Below are 23,039 nucleotides of genomic sequence, written 5' to 3'. Positions count from 1 at the left end.
TGGAATATAGTCGCTTGTGGGGTCTCGCTTATGCTTGCTTTCCCGCAGGAGTCTCGCATATTTCCACTTCTTGTGGTCTTTATTCTTCTTCTTATCAGCATTCAGTTAGCAACAAACTTTTAGAAACAGCTTTGTACAAAAAAGTTATTCCTATGACAAAATAAAGTAAAATATGATTGGAGATATTGAAAACCGCCGTTTTTTGCATTAGTAATAACGTATATTTCTCATGAATATTTCGAGAGAAAAAAGTGACTAATACTGAGGTTTTTAACTTTTTCTCGGAATAATCAACGGCATCTGATATAATAAAATAAAGAAAATTCGACAAAGAACACTAAAATATGATGTGTCAAATGCCATATTAGGTCGAAAATTAAAGGAAAATAAAGTATGGTTAAGTATAGAATATTTTTCGATAAAAATTTAAAATTATTAAAGGAAATGTGATTTGTGTGTGGAAATCATACATAAGACTTTGAAAGAGAAAATCATGAAAAATGATTTAGTTATGAGGAGGAACAGCGTTGCAAAAAATTAAAGTGTGTTTAGCCGATGATAATAGGGAACTTGTAGGTCTTCTTGATGAATATATTTCAGCCCAGGAAGACATGGAAGTGGTAGGTGTTGCTTATAACGGAAAAGAATGTCTGGAGTTATTGGAAGAGGAAATGCCTGATGTATTGGTGCTTGATATCATTATGCCTCACTTAGATGGCCTGGCCGTTCTTGAAAATATGCATGACTTGAATTTGAGCACAAAACCGAACGTCATCATGTTGACCGCCTTTGGACAAGAAGATGTAACGACCAAAGCTGTTGAACTTGGAGCTTCCTATTTTATTTTGAAGCCATTTGATATGGAAAACCTGACGAACCAGATCCGTCAGATCAGTGGATCGAAAAAGTCCTTTGTCAAGAATTCTTCTGCTACAACTTCTCGATCTTTTTCGAAAGAGTATAAGCCGAAAAATCTTGATGCGAGCATAACGAGCATAATCCATGAAATCGGGGTTCCTGCACATATCAAAGGATATATGTACCTCCGTGAAGCAATCACAATGGTGTATAACGACATTGAACTTCTCGGCTCGATTACAAAAGTCCTTTATCCTGATATCGCAAAAAAATTCAATACAACTGCTTCACGTGTTGAACGTGCAATCCGCCATGCTATTGAGGTTGCTTGGAGCCGAGGGAACATTGATTCGATTTCCAATCTCTTCGGATACACGGTGAGTATGTCGAAGGCGAAACCGACAAACAGCGAATTCATTGCAATGGTGGCTGACAAATTACGTATTGAACATAAGGCTGGCTGAAGGGGTAGGTAAACTGGAGTACCGAAGGACTGATTCATCCTTGTTACTCCATGGGCATAAATAAAAGGAAAACTGCATTAATAAGTTAATAAAGACACCATTTATTAGGATTCAATAAGTGGTGTCTTTTTATTGTACATTTTTAAAATGAGATAACTTAAGATCGACAATTTTGATAAGCAGCATTCAAGTTTCGAATACGTTTAACAAGCTCGGAATTTTTGTTGATGTTGTCGTTGATGATTGTCGACACCATGGATACATAATAACTGTTCATTGCTTGTTGTTTGGAAAATACATCTTCATTCTGTTCTGCGTATGTTTTGAAGTTTTCTTCGAAAAAAGCTACACTGAACTGTTCCATTTTAATTCCTCCTTCTGGTCCGGAATCTTTGTTGGACTTTGTTTCTTTTCCTATCTCTATAAAAAATAAATCCCCCTACAAATCCGAAGCCGATCAGGAACATTAGTATTCCGGCGATCAATTCAATGATGAAATTCGGGAAAATCGGATGTACGATCCCGAACAAGGAATCGCGTATTAATTTTATCCCGACTACTCCGGCAATCCCAGGTATCAATAATATCAAAAGTGCGATAATTCTTGTCATGTTAATCATCCTTTTCTGTCGCACTCATTGTACCGATTTTATCGTTCCCTGTCTATATGTGTTTGCGAATGTGTAAAACTAAAGGTAAAATGAAAGTGTGAAAAAAATTGCATGGTAAAAAATAGGTGTAGATAAAATGAAAAACGTAATTATCATTGGTGCTGGCAAGGTAGGGATTGCACTCGTCAAGATCATCGTAAAGTCCCATGCGCTGAACTTGATGGCTGTCATTGATCCAGACCACGATGCTCCCGGCATCCACTTAGCACAAGAAAAGAATATTGTTACAGGGACGAGTTGGAAAAAATACATAGACCAACCGGTAGATGTTGTCATTGAAACGACAGGAGATGAAGAAACCTTCACTTCCTTAAGAGAAATAAAAGATCGCCAATGGGTGATCATCCCTCCCTCAGTTGCAATTCTGGTATCTAACTTGATTGAAGAACAAGAAAACCTCATCAATCAACTATCAAGGCAATCGAGACAACAGGATCTCGTATTAAGTTCATCGCATGACGGTGTTATCGCCATAGATTATAACCGCAGGATCATCATCATGAATAAAAGTGCTGAGATCATGACGGGCCTCGAAGACGCAGAAGTAATAGGTAAAGAAATTACAGAAGTCATTCCTAATAGTGAATTGCCTCGGATCCTCGACAACGGTAAAACAGAAGTAAATAAAGAGCAAGTACTAAGTAATGGCAGAAAAATCATCACGACTCGTACCCCGATGATTGACGACCATGGAAATATCATTGGAGCTTTTGCTGTTTTCAAAGATATCACCGAAGTAGTCGAAATGGCAGAAGAAGTGACAAGCTTGAAGAGTGTGCAGACAATGCTCGAAGCAATCATACATTCCTCACAAGAAGCGATATCGGTAGTTGATGAAGAAGGAAAAGGTCTTATGGTCAATCCAGCTTATACGCGATTGACCGGTCTGAAATCCGAAGATATTTACGGAAAACCGGCCACTACTGATATTTCCGAGGGAGAAAGTATGCATATGAGAGTTTTGAGGACCCGTAAACCTGTCCGTGGTGTCCGTCTTAAGGTCGGACCTAAACGCAGGGATGTAGTGGTGAATGTTGCGCCGGTCATAGTTGATGGCAAATTGAAAGGGAGTGTCGGCGTCATTCATGACATTTCTGAAATCCAGTCATTGACAGCAGAGTTGCAAAGAGCCCGGCAAATCATACGTACACTGGAAGCGAAATATACATTTTCAGATATTATCGGAGATTCAAGTGAAATGAAATTTGCGATTGATCAGGCAAAATTGGGAGCTTCCACCCCAGCAACTGTGCTTTTGAGAGGAGAATCTGGAACCGGCAAAGAATTGTTCGCTCATGCTATCCATAACGGAAGCAACTTGAAATACAACAAGTTCGTAAGAGTGAATTGTGCGGCCATTTCTGAATCGTTGCTTGAAAGTGAACTGTTCGGCTATGAGGAAGGTGCATTTTCGGGAGCGAAAAAGGGCGGTAAAAGAGGGCTTTTTGAAGAAGCTAACGGCGGAAGTATTTTCCTGGATGAAATTGGAGAGTTATCAAGTGATACTCAGGCTAAGCTTTTGCGAGTACTCCAGGAAAATGAAATCATTCGAGTGGGTGGCACCAAATCCATCCCTATAAAGGTGCGAGTGATCGCTGCTACAAATGTAAACCTTGAAAAAAGAATAATCGAGGGTTCTTTTCGGGAAGATTTATATTATCGGATCAATCGGCTTCCGATCTTCATTCCTCCTTTAAGGGAACGCAAAGAAGATATCGGCAAACTGTGTGAGCATCTGATAAGGAAATTGAACCAAGATTATGGGAGGAACATTGAAGGGATTACACAGGAGGGGATCGAGTACCTTTGTAATTACCACTGGCCCGGAAACGTCCGTGAGTTAGAGAATATCTTAGGGAGAGCAATCATTCATCTCTCGTTCCATGAATCTTGGATTGGCGTCACATCAATACCTTCATTGGATACTAGAGTACAACCTAGATCAGAACTACAAACTACACATGCCAGTGACCAACCGTTACAAGAGCAAGTTGAACAGTTTGAAAAAGGGTTGATTCAGAAAACGCTTAAGGAATGTAACGGTAATAAGACAAAGACTGCTAAAAGATTGGATGTGTCTTTACGAAATCTCTATTACAAAATTGATAAGTACAATATACAATATTGAATAAATTGGCACGCAATATTTTTCATACATTGAAAAAACTTGCACAGTAATATTTCTGGAAACGTTATCATACCAAGGGATGAAAAGTTGGCATGAATCTTGCACAAGTTAGACGATGGAAAAAGATTATGTTTTAGAAAGGGTTGAACTCAGGTCATGCATTTAGAAAAACTCATTGAAGAAGCAACCCATTTGCCAAATAAAGTTGTTGCGGTAGCCGCTGCAGAAGATAAAGAGGTTATCGAAGCAGTCAAAATGGCGTTAGATAAACAAATCGCTTCTTTTCGATTATTTGGTGATGAAGACAAGACGATGTCTCTCCTTCAAACCTTAGGGTTAGATGTATTTGAGCATCTTAAGGTGATTCCATGCAGTCATCCAGATGAAGCTGCGGCGAAGGCGGTTCAAGCTGTGAGCAGTGGCGAAGCGGATGTGTTGATGAAGGGTATGGTTCCAACTGCTCGTATTCTTAAGGCAGTTCTGAATAAAGAGTACGGACTAAGAACTGGGAAAGTACTTTCACATGTCGCAGCTTTTGAAGTGACAGGTTATGACCGCTTGGTATTCGTTACAGATGCCGCTATGAATATTGCACCAGATTTACAGAAAAAAGCAGAAATCGTCCAAAATGCTGTTGACGTGGCGGTCAGGATAGGCGTGGAAACCCCAAAGGTTGCACCGATCACTGCAGTAGAGGTCGTCAATCCATCGATGGAAGCCACTCTTGATGCAGCAGCTCTTAGTCAAATGAATAACAGGGGGCAAATTAAGAATTGTGTTGTTGATGGCCCGCTTGCTCTCGATAATGCAGTTTCTAAGGAAGCTGCTGAACATAAAGGTATCGGAGGGGAAGTGGCTGGACAGGCAGATATCCTCCTAGTTCCTAATATCGAGACTGGAAATGCGCTATATAAATCATTGATATACTTTGCCCGCGCTAAAGTCGGTGCAGTCATTGCTGGAGCAAAAGCTCCGATTGTATTGACATCCCGAGCTGATACGGCAGAGAGTAAGTTGTATTCGATCGCCCTTGCTGTACGTGCCGTATAGAGATTTTTACCTTCACACAGGCGGTTACGGTCCGTCAAAAAAAAGATAAGATTTCAAGGAGGAAGATGAACATGGAAATTTTCAAGTATATGGAGACTTATGATTACGAACAATTGGTGATTTGCCAGGATAAACAATCTGGTTTAAAGGCGATCATCTGTATCCATGATACGACGCTGGGGCCTGCACTTGGTGGTACAAGAATGTGGACATACGAAACGGAGGATGCAGCGATTGAAGATGCTCTTCGACTTGCAAAAGGTATGACATATAAAAATGCGGCAGCAGGATTGAACCTTGGCGGAGGAAAAACAGTCATTATCGGTGATCCTCGAACAGATAAAAACGAAGAAATGTTCCGCGCGTTTGGTCGTTATATCCAAGGCTTGAACGGACGTTACATAACTGCTGAGGACGTTGGAACCACTGTTGCAGACATGGATCTCATCCGTCAAGAAACAGAATTCGTAACCGGGGTATCACCTGCATTCGGTTCCTCAGGTAACCCGTCTCCGATAACAGCATATGGAGTTTACAGAGGAATGAAGGCAGCAACTAAAGAAGCATTCGGTACAGATTCCCTCGAAGGGAAAGTAGTTGCTGTGCAAGGGGTAGGTAATGTGGCTTATAACCTTTGTAAGCATCTGCATGAAGAAGGTGCTCAACTTATCGTTACAGATATCCATAAGGAAGCTGTGCAGCGTGCAGTAGATGATTTCGGAGCAAAAGCTGTGGATACAGACGACATCTATTCTGTTGAATGTGATATCTATGCACCATGCGCACTTGGAGCGACAGTCAACGATGACACAATTCCACAATTGAAAGCGAAAGTTATTGCCGGTGCAGCAAACAACCAACTGAAAGAAACGAAACATGGAGATAGGGTTCATGAAATGGGCATTGCCTATGCACCAGATTACGTGATCAACGCTGGTGGTGTCATCAACGTGGCCGATGAGTTATACGGATATAACCGTGAACGTGCAATGAAAAAGGTCGAAACAATCTATGACAACATTGCAAGTGTATTTGAAATATCCATGCGGGATAACATCCCTACGTATATGGCTGCAGACCGTCTTGCAGAAGAACGTATCGAACGTAACAAGAATTCAAGAAGTCAATTCTTATTGAATAGCAGACATATTTTATCCCAACGTATCGGTCAATAATTTTTAGCTTTGTTAAATTTTAATGTTGATTTTTTAGAGAAAATATCTTTAAGCGATATTTGCGACACGCCTGCGGGAAGCCGGACGAGAACCTGCAGTTTGAATGCAGAAGTGATGTCCAGCTCAGCGACCAGTCACTTGGATCACTTCAATCTTCCTAGGCGGCAACACACTGATTTTACATCTTATGTGTGAGCCCACGCAGAACCGAACTTTGTTTGGTTCGAGCCTCCTCGTCAGTTTTCCAGTGACCTACGTAACTAAGCCGGTCGCTTCCGCTTTTCTTCTGCCCGCGGAAAGGGAGGGAATTTCGCAAAAATCAACAATTAAGAATAACTGGGCCTCATTTTAAAAAAATCGTTTTTAGAATCATCAATGGAGGGTTCCGTTTTGCAACAAAGAGAATATCGATTACTTGTAATCAATCCAGGATCAACATCTACAAAAATCGGAATATTTGATGATGAACATTCTGTGTTCGAGAAAACCATTCGCCATGATAGCGAAATAATAAATGAATTCGAACATATCATCGATCAATATGAATTCCGCAAAAACGTCATTCTTGAAACATTGGACCATGAAGGGATCAATGTCTCAAAGTTAAGCGCTGTCGTAGGACGTGGAGGTCTCCTCCGTCCGATTGAAGGTGGCACATATAATGTGAATGATTTGATGCTCGAGGACCTTCGAAATGGTTATTCAGGAGAACATGCTTCGAATTTAGGCGGGATCATCGCTCACGAGATCGCTCGCGGTCTGAATATCCCTTCTTATATTGTCGATCCCGTAGTCGTTGATGAATTGGCTCCGCTTGCTAGAGTCTCAGGTGTGCCAGAAATACAAAGAAAAAGTATTTTCCATGCCCTGAACCAAAAAGCAGTTGCACGAAGAGTAGCGAAACAGCTAGGCAGACCATATGAGGATCTTCGCTTGATTGTTACGCACATGGGCGGAGGAATTACAGTCGGTGTACACCAAGAAGGAAGAGTCATTGACGTAAACAATGGTTTGCACGGAGAAGGACCATTTTCTCCTGAAAGAGCGGGTACAGTACCGGTTGGTGATCTCGTTTCCATGTGTTTTTCAGGAGAATATTATGCTGAGGAAATCATGAAAAAGCTTGTTGGGAACGCAGGTTTTGTAGGCTACCTCGGCACAAATGATGCTGTAGAAGTCGAAAAGAGAATTGAAGCTGGCGATGAAAAAGCAAAGTTGATCTATGAAGCTATGGCTTATCAAGTGGCCAAGGAAATCGGTGCAGCGAGTGCGGTATTGTATGGAAAAGTCGATGCAATCGTTCTAACTGGCGGTCTCGCATACGGTAAGGATTTTGTAAATGAAATCACAGAACGGATCGAATGGATCAGTGATGTGATTGTACATCCAGGTGAAAATGAACTCCAAGCTTTAGCTGAAGGTGGCTTACGCGTCCTTCGAGGTGAAGAAGATGCGAAAGATTATCCAAATCAACCGATCGAACAAAGCATTTAACTGAAAGGGGAATGAATCATGGCTGAGAATTATGATCTCGTCATCCTCGGTGGAGGAACTGGTGGATATGTAGCAGCAATTCGAGCATCCCAGCTTGGATTATCTGTCGCTATCGTTGAAAAAGGAAAATTGGGTGGGACATGCCTTCATAAAGGATGTATCCCAAGTAAAGCGTTATTAAGAAGTGCAGAAGTTTTTGCAACCGCTAAAAAAGGTGAAGAGTTCGGTGTGATCGCGAAAGACGTCGCCTTGAACTTCGAACGTGTCCAGCAAAGGAAACAGGGGATCGTGGATCAACTTCATAAGGGTGTCCAACATCTGATGAAAAAAGGGAAAATCGATGTTTACGAAGGGCACGGGCGCATATTAGGTCCATCGATCTTTTCTCCGATGCCTGGGGCCGTTTCAGTTGAGTACAACAATGGTGACGAAAATGTCATCCTGGTACCGAAAAACCTACTTATATCAACTGGATCACGTCCAAGAACGTTACCGGACCTTGATATCGATAGGGAATTGGTCCTTACTTCGGATGAAGCATTGGAACTTGAAGAGCTTCCATCTTCCATCATCATTGTTGGCGGGGGAGTCATCGGAATCGAATGGGCTTCTATGTTCATAGATTTCGGCCTTGACGTAACCGTTCTAGAATACGCGGATCGTATCGTCCCGACAGAGGATAAAGAAATCTCTAAAGAAGCGACTCGTATTTTGAAAAAGAAAGGCGTGAAAATCGTTACTGGAGCCAAAGTACTTCCAGACACATTGGAAAAAGGTGAAGGTGTAACAATCAAAGCGGAGCATAAAGGAGAAGAGAAATCTTTCTCTGCAGATAAATTATTAGTATCTGTCGGACGGCAGCCGAATGTGGAAGACATCGGACTTCAAAACACTGAAATCCAAGTCGAAAATGGTGCAATCCAAACGAACGAATTTTATCAAACGAAGGATTCGCACATTTATGCAATCGGAGATGTAATCGGCGGACTACAACTGGCACATGTGGCATCTCATGAAGGAATCGTGGCTGTAGAGCATATGGCTGACGAGGCTCCTCACCCGATCGATTATACGATGATTTCCAAATGTATCTACTCAAACCCTGAAATGGCAAGTGTCGGTTTGACGGAGGACGAAGCAATAGAACAAGGCTACGAGGTCAAAATCGGCAAGTTTTCATTCAAAGGAATCGGTAAAGCGCTAGTTTACGGTCAGTCTGACGGGTTTGTAAAACTGATTGCTGATAAAGAAACAAATGACTTACTTGGTGTCCATATGATAGGACCTCATGTAACCGATATGATTTCGGAAGCAGGACTTGCGAAGGTCCTAGATGCAACACCATGGGAAATCGCTCACTCAGTCCATCCACATCCGACCTTGTCAGAGGTTATCGGGGAAGCTGCATTAGCAGTTGATGGTAAAGCGATTCATAACTAAGTAGATAAAGGTATCTTAAGGAGGGTAATATGATGGCCGAAAATCGTCATGAAAGATTAGGTTTATCCGATGATCAAGTGATCAAAATGTATGAAACGATGTTGATGGCAAGGAAAATCGACGAAAGAATGTGGCTATTGAATCGTGCAGGGAAAATTCCTTTCGTCATTTCATGTCAAGGTCAAGAGGCGGCACAAGTAGGCGCTTCTATGGCACTCGACAAGGAAAAGGATTACGCACTTCCATACTACAGAGATATGGGTGTCGTACTTTGGTTCGGCATGACTGCACGTGATCTAATGCTTTCAGGTTTCGCTAAAGCGGAAGATCCGAACTCAGGCGGTCGGCAAATGCCAGGTCACTTTGGCCAAAAGAAAAACAATATCGTTACAGGTTCTTCCCCAGTAACTACTCAAGTTGGACATGCAGTTGGTATCGCGTTGGCAGGTAAAATGGAAGGAAAAGATCTTGTGACATTAACCACTTTCGGTGAAGGTTCATCTAACCAAGGTGATTTCCATGAGTCTGCAAACTTTGCGGGAGTACATAAGCTTCCAGTCATTTTCATGTGTGAAAACAATAAATACGCGATCTCAGTACCCATTTCTAAACAGCTTGCTTGTGAAAAAGTATCCGATCGTGCAATCGGTTACGGAATGCCAGGTGTAACGGTGGATGGTAACGATCCGCTAGCGGTTTATGAAGCTGTAAAGGAAGCTGTTGAGCGTGGACGCCGCGGAGAAGGACCTTCATTGATCGAAACAGTTTCTTACCGCTTGACTCCTCACTCAAGTGATGATGATGATCGTGCATATCGTGAGCGTGAAGAAGTTGAAGAAGCTAAACAAAAGGATTCCCTCATCACTTTTAAAAAATATTTAGAGGAAGTCGGAATCCTGACAGAAGAGAAAGCAAAAGAGATCGCTGATCGCATTGATGAAGAAGTGGATGAAGCGACGGACTATGCTGAAGAAGCACCGTATGCAGATCCTGAAAGTGCGCTCAAATACGTGTATGCGGAATAGGGGGACAAAAAAATGCCAGTAATTTCATATATAGAAGCAGTAACGCAAGCTTTACGTGAAGAAATGGAACGAGACAACAAAGTTTTCGTACTTGGAGAAGACGTCGGAGTACGCGGAGGTGTGTTCCGTGCAACAGCAGGCCTTTACGAACAATTCGGAGAAGAGCGTGTAATTGATACGCCATTGGCTGAATCTGCAATTGCCGGAGTAGGAATCGGTGCAGCAATGTACGGTATGCGACCAGTTGCTGAAATGCAGTTTGCTGACTTCATCATGCCCGCTGTCAACCAGATTGTTTCTGAAGCAGCTAAAATCCGTTACCGTTCAAACAATGATTGGCACTGTCCTATCACGATCCGCGCACCTTATGGTGGAGGGGTTCACGGAGCTCTTTATCATTCCCAATCTGTTGAAGCGCTTTTTGCAAATGTTCCTGGCCTTAAGATTGTAATGCCTTCAACACCTTATGATGTAAAAGGTTTATTGAAAGCTGCTATCCGTGATGAGGATCCAGTACTTTTCTTTGAGCACAAGCGCGCTTATCGTTTGATTAAAGGGGAAGTACCTGAGGATGATTATACACTTCCAATTGGTAAGGCTGATGTGAAGCGTGAAGGAGATGACATCACAGTCATTACATATGGACTTTCTGTACACTTCGCTCTTCAGGCTGCTGAAAAGCTTGAAAAAGACGGAATTTCCGCACATGTGCTTGACTTGCGTACGGTTTATCCACTTGATAAAGAGGCAATCATAGAAGCAGCATCTAAAACAGGTAAAGTCTTGTTAGTGACTGAAGCCAACAAAGAAGGAAGCATTATGGGCGAAGTATCTGCAATCATTGGTGAGCATTGCTTATTCGATCTTGATGCTCCGATCCAACGTCTCGCAGGACCTGATGTGCCAGCGATGCCTTATGCACCGACGATGGAAAAATACTTCATGATCAACCCTGATAAAGTCGAAAAAGCTATGCGTGATTTGGCGGAATTTTAATCTCCAAGGAGGGAAACGAAATGGCAACAGAAAAAATATCCATGCCCCAGCTTGGTGAGAGTGTTACAGAAGGAACGATAAGTAAGTGGCTCGTTCAAGTTGGAGACGAAGTTAAAAAATACGATCCGATCGCAGAAGTCATGACAGACAAAGTAAACGCTGAAATCCCCTCATCCTATACTGGAACGATCAAAGAGCTTGTAGCTGATGAAGGGGATACGATCGAAGTAGGTGAGCTCGTCTGTTACATTGAAACAGAAGGTGGAGCAGGTGTCGAAGAAAAAGAAGATGCACCGACTGAAGTCGATCCAGTAGAAGAGGCTTTCGCTGAGGATCAACCTGCTGAAACGGCTCCAAAGAAAGAGAGGCCTAAGCAGCCTAAAAACGGAAAAGCTAGATATTCTCCTGCAGTTTTACGGTTAGCACAGGAGAATGATATCGACCTTGAACAAGTGGAAGGTACGGGTCGCGATGGACGTATCACTCGTAAGGATCTTCAGAAGCTGATTGATTCTGGTGACATTCCTAAAGCAGGAGAGAAGTCGAAGGAAGAAGCAGCACCTGCTCCTGAGAAAGCACCAGAGCCAGCTCAGGAAGCTGCAGCAGCAGCGCCCAAGCCTGCAGCGAAACCTATGAACATCCCGGTGGAAGAAGGCGATATCGAAATTCCAGTAAGCGGTGTCCGTCGTGCAATTGCCGATAACATGGTCCGCAGTAAGCATGAAGCACCTCACGCATGGATGATGATGGAAGTGGACGTAACGAATCTTGTAGAGTATCGGAACAGTGTGAAAGGTGACTTCAAACAAAAAGAAGGTTACAATATCACATTCCTTCCTTTCTTCATCAAAGCAGTTGTTGAAGCACTTAAAGAGTTCCCGATGATCAATTCCATGTGGGCTGGCGATAAGATCGTCCAGAAGAAGGCGATCAACATTTCCATCGCTGTAGCTACAGAAGATTCCTTATTCGTCCCTGTTATCAAAAATGCGGATGAAAAGAGTCTGAAGGGTATCGCTAAAGACGTCAATGAACTCGCTTCTAAAGTACGTAGCGGCAAACTTTCCGGGGATGATATGAAGGGTGGAACTTTCACAGTCAATAACACCGGCTCATTCGGTTCGATCCAATCTACACCGATCATCAACTATCCTCAAGCAGCGATTCTTTCTGTAGAATCAATCGTGAAGCGACCGGTCGTGATGGATAATGGCATGATTGCGGTCCGTGACATGGTCAACCTTTGTATGTCACTTGACCACCGTGTCCTTGATGGATTGGTTTGTGGACGTTTCCTATCCAGAGTTAAGGAAATTGTTGAGAATATCAGTAAAGAAAATACATCTATTTATTAATATGAGAGAGGAAACGTGCAGTGGTCCGCCGCAGCACGTTTTTCCTATTTATATGGCATCAATTCATTGAAGAATGAGAATATCTTTAGTTTTTAATAATATAAATAAGATAAAATTCTTGAAAATCGTAATGGTTACGATATAATAGTATTGCTTCTGAAAACAAATCGGAATCATTACGAAAGGAGCAACAGCATTGCGATTATTTACACTTTTACTTACGTTCACCCTAATCCTTTCAGGTTGCGGTCAGAGCGAGTCGAACGGAAAAGGGGAGCAGGGTGCTGACTTTACAATCTATACATCCATATACCCATTACAATACTTTGCGGAGAGAATCGGCGGCGATTCGGTAAAAGTTGAATCGATCATTCCGCCAGGGTCAGATGGTCATACTTACGAACCTACAACAAAAGAATTAGTAAAAATTTCCGAAGCAGATCTACTGATCTATAATGGAGCAGGTTTTGAAGGATTCATCAACAAGGCGAAAAAGTCTTTGGAAAAACAAAATGTAACCTTTTTGAATGCATCCGCTCACATTACAGAAGATGAGTCAGAGCATGAAGAAGAGCATGAAGAAGGTCATGAGGGAGATGGCCATGAGCATGGGGATCATGAATCCGGTGAAATTGATCCACATTTGTGGCTGGACCCTTTATATGCAATTGAAATGTCCCACAAGATAAAAGACGAGATGATCAATCAACGCCCTGAGAAGAAAGAAGAATTCGAGAAAAATTTCGATGTGTTGAAAAAAGATCTAGAGGACTTGGACGGAAAATTCAAGGAGCTTGCTGAAAATTCAGATCGTAAAGAGTTTATAGTAGCTCATAGTGCCTATGGAAACTGGGAAGATAGATACGGATTTAAGCAAATCTCTGTTGCAGGCATATCGCCATCCCATGAACCTTCCCAAAAAGAAGCCCAGACGATTATTGAATATGCTCGTGAAAAAAATATTTCTTATATTATCTTAGAAAAAAATATCAGCTCGAATGTCGCAAAAATGATCCAAAAAGAAGTGGGTGCGGATATTCTTTATCTGAACAACTTAGAATCACTAACTGAAGATCAGATAGAGGCAGACGAAACCTACTTTAGTGTCATGGAAGAGAATTTAGAGACATTAAAAAAAGCTCTGAATGATAATTAAAAATTTATGGAAAAAAGTTTTAAATTCTGGGAAAGGGGTAAATAAGCAGTACAACACCTCTATACCCCCTAACCCCCTTTCTAAAGCGAGCCTCGTGCTTGCTTTTTTTTTGGTTGAGTCCATAAGGGAATCTGATAATTTGCGATACCTACCATTTTTCGAATAGAATAGAATGTAACAGGATTACGGAAAGGTGTGATTGGTTTTGAATATGAATTTCAACATGTTCATGAATGATGTGGTTGTCACTGCACGTAACGAAGCAAATGAAGCTGGATTTACAGAATTGACGACTCCTGAAGAAGTAGAGGCTGCATTCAGTAAAGAGGGTACCACGCTTGTTCTAGTGAACTCGGTTTGTGGTTGTGCTGGTGGAATCGCGCGACCTGCTGCTGCTTACGCCTTGCATAAGAGCGATACAAAGCCTGATCATACAGTTACAGTCTTTGCGGGTCAAGATAAAGCTGCAACCGAAAAGGCTAGATCCTATTTTACAGGATATCCCCCGTCATCTCCGTCTTTCGCCCTTCTGAAGGATGGAAAGCTGATGACGATGGTCGAGCGGCATGATATAGAAGGGTCTGAACCGATCGAAGTAGTGCACAAGCTGCAAGACGCGTTCAAAGAGTATTGTTAGAATGAGAGTCACCGGTTAATGACCGGTGACATTTCCTTTTTACACGGTAGAATCTTGACAGGGAATGCGAAATGTCGTAAACTAAAATCCTGTCGAATAAATGCGTCCATAGTGAAATGGATATCACACGAGATTTCGGCTCTCGTATTCTGGGTTCGAATCCTGGTGGGCGCGCCATACTGATATTTAACCGCAAACTCCGCATAAGTGGGGTTTTTTGTTTTTCTTAGGGGTTGTAAGGCGGGTGCGGAACTTGGCTAAAAATGCAAAGCAGTGTCGTTTGGCCGATATACGCTTAAATTTGGCCGTATAACACTGTTTTTTGGCCGTATCAAAATTATGTTATATAGAGGAATATCTGTATCAGTAGAGAATTCTGATTTATGTAATAATAAGGAGAGTGATTATTTGGAAGTAAAACCTAAAAGATTGCCCATTTATCTTGAACAATTGATGGCGCTTGTTAATAGAACACCCTTAAATCATCCAAGTTTGCAATACATTGTTGAAAACCTCATGAAAAGTAAGGCTGGGTATAAAGGAGAGAAGATGCTTGAATATTATTTGCGACGAATCCCCCATAATGATTACTACATATTTCATGACCTTAGATTGCCTTCTAAAATGGATTATTTTCAAATTGATATTTTGCTTGTCTCTTTAAAAATGATTATTCTCATTGAAATTAAGAACATCTCTGGGACACTATTTTTTGATGGTAATTTCAATCAAATGATTGGAGGTATTGGGAGGTTGTTATATTTAAGCCATGAAAGCAGTTGTTCTTTTTGTTGGCGGACTTGAGTTACAGGGTTCGGAACCTTTCCTCCTTTCCATCTCCAGTGATTCGAATCATTGAACCTCAAATTATTATCACCAACTCAAAAACCATTTTAAAAACTTCTTCTAAGTATTATCGAGCTCCACTAATTATCCATTGCGAAGATCTCATTGAAAGAATTAACCAGTTAGAAATAATCCATTCAAAAAATCATCTCACAGATAATGACCTAGAAAGAATAGCTAAATCTTTACTTTCAGAGCATACTGAACTAATTTCAAATGTACTTCACCGTTATAATGTTGGCTGAGACGAGTTGTTACTAGGTATAAGGTGTCCAAGGTGTGCTTTCATTCCAATGCAGAAACTTTGGGGGAAATGGCAATGTGAAAAATGTGATTTCAGTTCAAAAGACGTTTATAAAGCATCTCTAAAAGATTATGCCCTCTTGATAAGTCCTCACTTTACGAATAGTTCAATAAAGAAGTTCCTGAGTTTAGAATCAAGTAATGTCACCAAAAAATTGCTCACCTCGGCTAGTCTTTCTTATAGTGGGGAAAAAAGTAAAAGAGTTTACCGCCTCGACCTCAATTCCTTCATTCTGTGTTAGCTGCAATTTTTCCACATAGGGTGTCTTTATTTCACGAAAACTAGGGGTATGGTTTACAATAGGGAATGTTCTGATTACCGTATGTGATCTTTAAATGACTTATCACATCCTACATACACCACGAAAGGGGGCAAAGACAGTGACTTTTCCGTTTGGATATCGTACGTTGAAAACTGCGATTGCTGCACCTCTGGCTATTTTGATTGCCCAGGCTTTCCAGCTGGAATTTTACATATCTGCAGGTATCCTTGCTGTTCTCTGTATTAAAGTTACGAAAAAGAAATCCTTCATAAGCTCCTGGGAACGGTTTGCATCGTGCGTGATCGGGATCGGCTTTGCATTCATCTTTTTTGAAGGGATTGCCTACCATCCGCTCGTGCTCGGATTACTTTTATTGGTTTTCATACCGACGCTGGTAGCGTTAAAGTTGAAGGAAGGCGTCATAACGAGTGCGGTCATCATCCTTCATTTTCTTGTAATTCAGGATTTCTCCATATCCATCGTATTGAATGAGTTAGCCATTATCGTGATCGGGATTGGTATGGCCTTGATTATGAATCTGTATATGCCGAGTATGGAACGTAAACTGAAGAAATATCAAGTGGAGGTTGAAGAGGATTTCGAAAAGATCCTCAAGGAATTTTCGAGATTTTTGAGGGAAGGGGACAGTGACTGGGATGGGAAAGAAATCGTCACTGTAGACAGACTATTAAAAGAAGCGAAGAGTCTTGCTTTCCGGGACGTTGAAAACCATCTGACAAGACATGAAAACCAATACTACAATTATTTTAAAATGAGAGAGAAGCAGTATGAAATCCTCGGGCGCGTCATGCCGGTCATTTCCTCGTTGGATCATACCTACGTCCAAAGCTTCCGGATTGCGGATTTTCTGGATGATTTAGCAGAGGCAATCCACCCAGGGAATACTGCTCAACAATTTCTTGATGAACTTGAAAGAATGAAGCAAGCTTTCAGAAACATGGATTTACCTAAGGATCGGGATGAGTTTGAGACAAGATCTTCACTCCATTATTTTTTACTAGAAATGGAACAATATTTGATTTTAAAAAGATATTTCAAAGCTAGAGATTAGTGATTATTCCGTTGGCCCTCTTGGCAAACTAAAGAATAAAGCTTGTGTAGGGAGGATCAAGGTATGGGACAATTTTCGCTGTTTCTAGCTTCTTTTATTTTCGTGGTGTCGCCGATATGGCCGCTGGGAGAGAATCCGTTACCTGGGGACCCTTATGTGATCGTCAATAAGTCGAATAATACGTTTGCTTATATCCATGATGGTGAAATCGAAAAGATAGGGCGGGTCGCAACTGGGAAGTCCAGGGATTTGACACCGGAAGGAGAATTCACAATCATTGTGAAAGCGGTCGATCCCTATTATCGTAAAAAGGACATACCTGGCGGTGATCCAGACAACCCATTAGGTTCACGGTGGATCGGCTTTGATGCCGAGGATACGGATGGCCGGACTTACGGTCTGCATGGTACGAATACGCCAAAGGCAATTGGGCGATTCATTACAGCAGGCTGCGTCCGCTTTTATGAAGATGACATCCGATGGCTGTATGACCATGTTCCACTTGGCACGAAAGTTCTTATCGTTACAACTGATAAACCGTTTGATAAAATAGCAAACGACTAGAACGTTTTGCAATAAATACATCTTGTTACCACTATAAAGAGTCTTTAATTAAACTGGGTCTGGCAAGCGAGACGGAATCCTTGATCAACCTGGCCGTCAAACTTCGCTTTTTCCTGATCGTTAGGCTCGATCAGGAAGGAGCCCCCTTTTAATACGAGGACTTTGCATCTCCCGCAAGTCCCTTTTTTACATTTAAAATCAAGTCTATTTCCTTGTTTCAGCGCTGAATCGAGCAAAGTCATATTTTGCTCAGGCTTTACCGAATATGCCCTTCCTTTTTGAATAAGATAAATATTAGTTATGTTAGTGGGTTTGTTTTGCTCGATATCAATGCCAGAAGACTTCTTCGCCTGAAATTTTCCGTGACTTGTTTTTTTCAATGTGGCGGAATCCTCTTTCAAAGAACCGACAGTCAAAGCCTTTTTCATAATAAAACAATCCTCCATTTCTTAATAATCAAATATTTTCGCCCAAAAATGTTATTGACCTGAGAATCATTTTCACTTACAATGAAATTAAATACCGTTGAGAATGATTATCATAATTACTATAGGAGGCTTTTCAAATGGGTTACGATGTAAATGGCTTCACTGATATGCATACACTTTTGACAAATGAGCGGAAAATTGGTGGAGCAATTGAAGCAAGTCGTATACGTTTGAGCACTGGGGAAGAATTTACATATCCAGTCATTACGAACATCGATTTTTCTGGCTCGACGTTTTATTCGGTCGGGTTCGTTACCGATGATGGCGAGAAATACATTGTGAACGTTAAGGATATTAGTATGATGGCCTCTTGTCGCCATTGTCCGATAAAAGAATTGAAAAACAGCCACTATAAAGAACAAAAAACAAGTCAACGGATCGAATATTTGAAACGTTTATGCGAAATTAACGAAGGTGCTTGTACACCGATATTTGAAGAAGAGGTTGCAGCCATCATCAATGATATCGGTGAAGATGCCATTTACCAGGATGCGGAACTGACCTACTTGAAGAAACAGCCGCTTAAAAATTCATTCAAAATCGCTTAGTAAAAAAGTAGAATCCCATTCAGGATTCTACTTTTTGGTTGGGGAATCGAGTGTACAGATCGCCGAAGGACGTTTGATCCGGAGCACTGAACTTTCATAAACACGGAAAAGATAGTTCATATGTTCAGTATCCATGAACGCTGAATCAAAATCTTCTGCAATCGCAAGATCCAGGTTTTCTCGGCCGGTAGCGATCAAAACGCCAGAATCCTCTTTGAGGACAGGTGACTGATAGATCCCATCCGTCACTAATTCACGGATATGTTCGATTTCCAATACGTGTGTTCCTTCATGGACACGATGGATCAACGCATAAAGGGAAGGGGATAACACCAAAGCGTACGGACCGCTATGTCCCATTTTCAAAAGTTTGTTCCTCGCCTCGACGACATCGGAGAACGCATTGCCTGATTTCATCCAATCTTCACGAATGTGGGTCAGCCGTCCTTTTACATTCATCAATCCTTCTAGATCGAATCTTTTTGCACCGTTAAAGATCATATCATCTTCAAGAAGAGCTGATTGTGCTGCAGCATTTGCAGCTGCAGAAAAATCGACTGGTATGTCCAGCGTTTTCGCTTGTTCGATATCTCTCCAGTAGAGGATGAAGTCTTTATAAAGCAAAGGTATGGTGAGATTGACACGTTTGGTCGGTTCAGAAAGCTGGAGGTTCTCACCATGATAGCCCATTGAACCGATTTCTTTATCTTCATATACATCGTTTGTTACCGTTTGTACCCCTTGGCCTAGAGGACCATAAATGTCGATGAATCGTCTGCCAATCAGCTGTCGTTTGATGCTGTCCATAATCGTCGAATCTAATTGCTGCCAATCGCGATCACTTAACGGGGAATCTGCAAATACGTCAATTTTGTTCATTTTATTTACCTCCCTTTAAGGCTTCCTATTGTCAATCCTTTTTTATTACGTCCTGCGGGTGATGATGGTTTTCTTGGGTTCTGGTGTGAAGGTTGGTCTGTATACAATTCCACTTTCAAATGTTCTGCTTTATCTTCCTTTTCATCAGTCGGAATCGATGCCCGAGTGCTCACTACTCCTTCGAACTGATCATTCAAATCATTCAGCATCGCCTTGATCGTTTGATAATCCTCATACGTCATATCTCGTAAGCTTTTCAAGCTTGCTTCATGCTCCGTATCTTTGAATTGAAACAAAGCGAGATCCAAGTGCTCTAAGAAATTATGAAGGCCGAATTTTTCAAGACTGATATCTTGTAAAAGCCTGATGAATTCATGATTGGATGAATGGGAAGCCTCAGGATTACCGATAAAATAATCAAGCTTAGGATTCACCATCGCCAGTCGGTCCTGACGGTGTTCTTCTTCTTCATAAATATGATGAAAATAAAGTCGTTCATGTTCATCTTTAGCATTTTCGATTGTCGGTTCAAGGATACCCATGAAAACTTTCAATGCATCCTCAGTTCTCGAAAATATGTTTTTCAACTCTTGGAAGTTTTCAGACATTGCTTCTCACCTTCCTTTTTACATTTAAAGAAAGTATAAAATACTTTCTTCAAAAAAGGGTATCTATGGCTCAGCCTACGCAAAAGGCTAGTCTTTGCCACGTTTTCTTTAAAGATTTCTCCATATTCAACCATCATTTCCAATTTCATCTCTTTTTATCCTTCATCCTTGTCGAGATTTAGGGTTGAAAACGACCAGTATCAAAACATGAATGCCACATTTGCAAGAAGTGAAATACACATGGCGATGATCATCAAATAAATCATGATTTTCATCCATTTATTGCGCATAGATATTACCTCCTAGGATTCTTACATCCTATTGTACAGAGAAACAGATGGCGGTACAAGCGCAAAGCGTGTCGAGTTTTTTTGTGAAAATGCAGGAGTTAACCGCTTTCATAGAGAAGTGAAATAGATGGTAAACATGTATGCAAAAGGAGGCTTCTAGAATGGAACATGAAAATGAGTTTAAACAATTGTTTAAAGAATGGCAAGATACGACAAAAAAGTTGATGGATCGATTTCCTGAACGGAAGGAAGCGTTCCAAACTTCTTCCAACATTGATATAGAGCGTTTATATCTCCCAGAACAATTAGATTCAACATATATGGAGAAGTTAGGTTTTCCTGGCCAATTCCCTTATACGAGAGGGATCCAACCTACAATGTATCGTGCAAGGCATTGGACGATGCGCCAATATGCGGGCTTCGGTTCTGCTGAAGAAACGAATAAGCGGTTCCGTTACCTTCTTGATCAAGGACAGACTGGGTTATCGGTAGCGTTCGACCTTCCTACTCAGATCGGATACGATTCAGATCATGCCATGTCAAAGGGGGAAGTAGGTAAAGTCGGTGTTGCAATCGACTCTCTGGAAGATATGGAAGCTTTGTTGAAAGATATCCCGTTAGATAAAGTAAGTACGTCAATGACGATCAATGCTCCAGCCGCTGTCCTTTTAGCGATGTACATCGTTGTGGCCGAACAGCAGGGAGTATCGCCAGACAAAATCTCGGGCACGATCCAGAATGACATCTTAAAAGAATATATTGCTAGAGGTACGTATATTTTTCCACCGAAGCCTTCCATGAGATTGATTACGGATATCTTCGCCTATTGTGCGGAACACGTACCAAGATGGAACACGATCAGTATTTCAGGCTATCACATTCGTGAGGCAGGTGCGACAGCAGTTCAGGAATTAGCTTTCACCATCGCGAACGGGAAGGCATACGTAGAAGCAGCCCTTGAAGCCGGATTGGATATCGATCAGTTTGCGCCTCGTTTAGCATTCTTCTTCAATGCACATAATGAGTTTTTTGAAGAAATCGCAAAATTCCGGGCTGCCCGGAGAATGTGGGCTAAAATCATGAAGGAAGTGTATCATGCGAAGAGCCCGAAGAGCTGGCAGCTAAGGTTCCATACACAGACAGGCGGCTCGACACTGACTGCCCAGCAACCAGACAACAATGTCGTCCGTGTCACTGTGCAAGCACTTTCTGCGGTTCTTGGGGGAACACAAAGCTTGCATACGAACTCACGAGATGAAGCGCTCGCGCTTCCGACAGAGGAATCTGCTAGAATAGCCTTAAGGACACAGCAGATCCTTGCGCATGAGAGCGGTGTAGCGGATACGGTAGACCCGCTTGCTGGTTCATATTTTGTAGAATCTTTAACAGATGATTTAGAGAAAGAAGCGAACCGTTATTTAGATAAAATAATCGATTTAGGCGGTGCTGTATCTGCTGTCGAACAAGGATATATGCAGCGTGAAATACATCATACCGCTTACGAAATGCAAAAGGCCATCGAAAAAGGCGAGCAGATTGTCGTCGGCATGAATGCATATCAATTAGATGATGAGCCGAAGCCAGAACTTCATCGACTTGACCCAGAACTAAGTGCCAATCAGATAAGAAAATTGGATGAAGTACGGTCCAGGCGAGATCAACGACGAGCGAGCGCTCAGTTAGAAAGGCTCCGAAGTGCCGCCCAAGGCTCAGACAACCTGATGCCTCATATTGTGGAATGTGTCCGTTCCTATTGTACGATCGGTGAGATTTGCGGCGTTTTACGTGAAGAATTCGGAGAGTTTACAGGCATTTAATACAGGTGCACAACTGTGATTAAACCTGCACAAATAAATTATACGCAGGGATACGGAGGTAGTGGAGATGAAAAAGAAAATACGTGTATTGATTGCAAAGCCAGGTCTGGATGGTCATGACCGTGGAGCTTTGATCATATCACAGGCATTGCGTGATTATGGCATGGAGGTTATTTACACTGGGTTAAGACAAACGCCCGAACAGATCGTCGCTTCAGCTATACAGGAAGATGTCGATGCGATTGGTTTGTCCTGTTTATCGGGTGCTCACAATGAACTTTTCCCTGAAATCGTAAAAGGCTTGAAAGCGCAAGGGGCGGGTGATATCATCGTCATCGGCGGAGGTGTTATTCCTTGGGAAGACATTCCGTTTCTAGAGGAGCAAGGTATCAAAAAAATCTTTACGCCAGGGACACCTTCCATTGAAACCGCTAAATACATTGAGAAAGTCGTGTGCCAACGTGATGGGATTTCTCTTGAACACCCTGTGGATTTGATTGAAAAAGTCGATCACATAGGTATAGCTGTCCAGTCTCTCGACGAATCATTGCCTTTTTATTTAGAAACACTACAACTGAAGTTAGAAGGTATTGAGGAGGTTGCTTCAGAATCAGTGAAAGTGGCGTTTGTTGATGCAGGCAACGTCAAGCTGGAGTTGTTGGAGCCGACCTCAAAAACAAGTCCTATCCAATCCTTTATAGAAAAACGCGGAGTTGGAATTCATCACGTGGCTTTTGGAGTAGAAAACATTCAAGACCGGATAGATGAAATCAAGCAAAAGGGCATCCGGATGATTCATGATACGCCTAAGCCTGGTGCAGGTGGGGCCTCCATTGCATTCATGCATCCAAAATCAACAAATGGTGTACTTTTTGAGTTATGTGAGAAACCATCGAAGGAGCGTTTGTAGGA

The 23,039-nt window shown here is 41.8% G+C and carries 23 protein-coding genes and 1 tRNA gene; 18 read left to right on the top strand and 6 right to left on the bottom strand.

The genetic code is table 11. The features are described from left to right. The first annotated feature begins 527 nt into the window (after positions 1 to 527). Entirely contained in the window at positions 528 to 1,322 is a 795-nt protein-coding gene (gene spo0A / locus ACJROX_RS18595) for a sporulation transcription factor Spo0A (protein ID WP_408006701.1), read from the top strand. 157 nt (positions 1,323 to 1,479) lie between these two features. Here spo0A and yvfG read toward each other — a convergent pair whose 3' ends face one another. Both yvfG and ACJROX_RS18585 read right to left on the bottom strand, forming a co-directional pair. Beyond that, the gene (yvfG, locus tag ACJROX_RS18590; RefSeq protein ID WP_408006700.1) at positions 1,480 to 1,686 is read right to left on the bottom strand and encodes a protein YvfG; all 207 of its coding nucleotides are present in this window, start codon (positions 1,684 to 1,686) and stop codon (positions 1,480 to 1,482) included. 1 nt (position 1,687) lies between these two features. Continuing rightward, positions 1,688 to 1,933 (bottom strand): DUF2627 family protein, encoded by a 246-nt coding sequence (locus ACJROX_RS18585; protein WP_408006699.1) that lies wholly within the window; start codon positions 1,931 to 1,933, stop codon positions 1,688 to 1,690. Positions 1,934 to 2,069: 136 nt separating this feature from the next. Here ACJROX_RS18585 and ACJROX_RS18580 point away from each other — a divergent pair, with 136 nt between their 5' ends. The 14 genes from ACJROX_RS18580 (at position 2,070) to ACJROX_RS18515 (ending at position 17,497) form a co-directional block, all read left to right on the top strand. Further along, positions 2,070 to 4,121 (top strand): sigma 54-interacting transcriptional regulator, encoded by a 2,052-nt coding sequence (locus ACJROX_RS18580; RefSeq protein WP_408006698.1) that lies wholly within the window; start codon positions 2,070 to 2,072, stop codon positions 4,119 to 4,121. Between the two features lie 156 nt (positions 4,122 to 4,277). Then, positions 4,278 to 5,171 (top strand): phosphate butyryltransferase, encoded by an 894-nt coding sequence (yqiS, locus tag ACJROX_RS18575; RefSeq protein WP_408006697.1) that lies wholly within the window; start codon positions 4,278 to 4,280, stop codon positions 5,169 to 5,171. Positions 5,172 to 5,242: 71 nt separating this feature from the next. Then, the gene (bcd, locus tag ACJROX_RS18570; protein ID WP_408006696.1) at positions 5,243 to 6,346 is read left to right on the top strand and encodes a branched-chain amino acid dehydrogenase; all 1,104 of its coding nucleotides are present in this window, start codon (positions 5,243 to 5,245) and stop codon (positions 6,344 to 6,346) included. 375 nt (positions 6,347 to 6,721) lie between these two features. Continuing rightward, positions 6,722 to 7,840 carry a butyrate kinase gene (buk, locus tag ACJROX_RS18565; RefSeq protein WP_408006695.1) on the top strand — a complete coding sequence of 373 codons (1,119 nt, stop codon included), beginning with the start codon at positions 6,722 to 6,724 and terminating at the stop codon, positions 7,838 to 7,840. A gap of 18 nt (positions 7,841 to 7,858) precedes the next feature. Next, positions 7,859 to 9,280 (top strand): dihydrolipoyl dehydrogenase, encoded by a 1,422-nt coding sequence (gene lpdA / locus ACJROX_RS18560; RefSeq protein WP_408006694.1) that lies wholly within the window; start codon positions 7,859 to 7,861, stop codon positions 9,278 to 9,280. A gap of 32 nt (positions 9,281 to 9,312) precedes the next feature. Next, complete coding sequence (locus ACJROX_RS18555; RefSeq protein ID WP_408006693.1) at positions 9,313 to 10,305, top strand: thiamine pyrophosphate-dependent dehydrogenase E1 component subunit alpha; 993 nt, start codon at positions 9,313 to 9,315, stop codon at positions 10,303 to 10,305. Between the two features lie 12 nt (positions 10,306 to 10,317). Then, positions 10,318 to 11,301 (top strand): alpha-ketoacid dehydrogenase subunit beta, encoded by a 984-nt coding sequence (locus ACJROX_RS18550; protein WP_408006692.1) that lies wholly within the window; start codon positions 10,318 to 10,320, stop codon positions 11,299 to 11,301. 20 nt (positions 11,302 to 11,321) lie between these two features. Further along, positions 11,322 to 12,656 carry a dihydrolipoamide acetyltransferase family protein gene (locus ACJROX_RS18545; RefSeq protein WP_408006691.1) on the top strand — a complete coding sequence of 445 codons (1,335 nt, stop codon included), beginning with the start codon at positions 11,322 to 11,324 and terminating at the stop codon, positions 12,654 to 12,656. Positions 12,657 to 12,852: 196 nt separating this feature from the next. Continuing rightward, positions 12,853 to 13,812 carry a metal ABC transporter solute-binding protein, Zn/Mn family gene (locus tag ACJROX_RS18540; RefSeq protein ID WP_408006690.1) on the top strand — a complete coding sequence of 320 codons (960 nt, stop codon included), beginning with the start codon at positions 12,853 to 12,855 and terminating at the stop codon, positions 13,810 to 13,812. A gap of 205 nt (positions 13,813 to 14,017) precedes the next feature. Beyond that, the gene (locus ACJROX_RS18535) at positions 14,018 to 14,449 is read left to right on the top strand and encodes a BrxA/BrxB family bacilliredoxin (RefSeq protein ID WP_408006689.1); all 432 of its coding nucleotides are present in this window, start codon (positions 14,018 to 14,020) and stop codon (positions 14,447 to 14,449) included. A 102-nt stretch (positions 14,450 to 14,551) separates the two neighbouring features. Next, positions 14,552 to 14,626 (top strand) — tRNA-Arg (locus ACJROX_RS18530). A 96-nt stretch (positions 14,627 to 14,722) separates the two neighbouring features. Continuing rightward, complete coding sequence (locus ACJROX_RS18525) at positions 14,723 to 15,253, top strand: nuclease-related domain-containing protein (RefSeq protein ID WP_408006688.1); 531 nt, start codon at positions 14,723 to 14,725, stop codon at positions 15,251 to 15,253. Between the two features lie 726 nt (positions 15,254 to 15,979). Continuing rightward, entirely contained in the window at positions 15,980 to 16,933 is a 954-nt protein-coding gene (locus ACJROX_RS18520) for an aromatic acid exporter family protein (protein ID WP_408006687.1), read from the top strand. Positions 16,934 to 16,996: 63 nt separating this feature from the next. Then, positions 16,997 to 17,497 (top strand): L,D-transpeptidase, encoded by a 501-nt coding sequence (locus tag ACJROX_RS18515; protein ID WP_408006686.1) that lies wholly within the window; start codon positions 16,997 to 16,999, stop codon positions 17,495 to 17,497. Positions 17,498 to 17,541: 44 nt separating this feature from the next. Here the strand turns inward: ACJROX_RS18515 and ACJROX_RS18510 are convergent, their stop codons facing one another. After that, a complete protein-coding gene (locus ACJROX_RS18510; protein WP_408006685.1) occupies positions 17,542 to 17,925 on the bottom strand; it encodes a 2Fe-2S iron-sulfur cluster-binding protein in 384 nt (127 codons plus the stop codon). A gap of 137 nt (positions 17,926 to 18,062) precedes the next feature. Between ACJROX_RS18510 and ACJROX_RS18505 the strand changes: the two genes are divergently transcribed. Then, positions 18,063 to 18,533: a hypothetical protein gene (locus ACJROX_RS18505; RefSeq protein ID WP_408006684.1), complete on the top strand. Its 471-nt coding sequence runs from the start codon at positions 18,063 to 18,065 to the stop codon at positions 18,531 to 18,533. A 27-nt stretch (positions 18,534 to 18,560) separates the two neighbouring features. Here the strand turns inward: ACJROX_RS18505 and ACJROX_RS18500 are convergent, their stop codons facing one another. From ACJROX_RS18500 to prli42, 3 genes are all read right to left on the bottom strand, one after another. Next, the gene (locus ACJROX_RS18500; protein ID WP_408006683.1) at positions 18,561 to 19,412 is read right to left on the bottom strand and encodes a family 1 encapsulin nanocompartment shell protein; all 852 of its coding nucleotides are present in this window, start codon (positions 19,410 to 19,412) and stop codon (positions 18,561 to 18,563) included. Between the two features lie 5 nt (positions 19,413 to 19,417). After that, complete coding sequence (locus ACJROX_RS18495; protein ID WP_408006682.1) at positions 19,418 to 20,020, bottom strand: IMEF encapsulin system ferritin-like cargo protein; 603 nt, start codon at positions 20,018 to 20,020, stop codon at positions 19,418 to 19,420. Positions 20,021 to 20,220: 200 nt separating this feature from the next. Further along, positions 20,221 to 20,310 (bottom strand): stressosome-associated protein Prli42, encoded by a 90-nt coding sequence (gene prli42 / locus ACJROX_RS18490; RefSeq protein WP_221565450.1) that lies wholly within the window; start codon positions 20,308 to 20,310, stop codon positions 20,221 to 20,223. A gap of 161 nt (positions 20,311 to 20,471) precedes the next feature. Here prli42 and ACJROX_RS18485 point away from each other — a divergent pair, with 161 nt between their 5' ends. Further along, positions 20,472 to 22,127, top strand: coding sequence for a methylmalonyl-CoA mutase (locus ACJROX_RS18485; RefSeq protein ID WP_408006680.1), 1,656 nt, complete (start codon positions 20,472 to 20,474; stop codon positions 22,125 to 22,127). Between the two features lie 67 nt (positions 22,128 to 22,194). Next, entirely contained in the window at positions 22,195 to 23,037 is an 843-nt protein-coding gene (mce, locus tag ACJROX_RS18480; RefSeq protein WP_408006679.1) for a methylmalonyl-CoA epimerase, read from the top strand. Positions 23,038 to 23,039: the final 2 nt, after the last annotated feature.

The organism is Pseudalkalibacillus sp. A8 (assembly GCF_045920555.1).
GTDB lineage: Bacteria > Bacillota > Bacilli > Bacillales > Fictibacillaceae > Pseudalkalibacillus.
The sequence above is the reverse complement of the archived record's forward strand: the minus strand, read 5'-3'. Positions and strand labels throughout refer to the sequence as shown.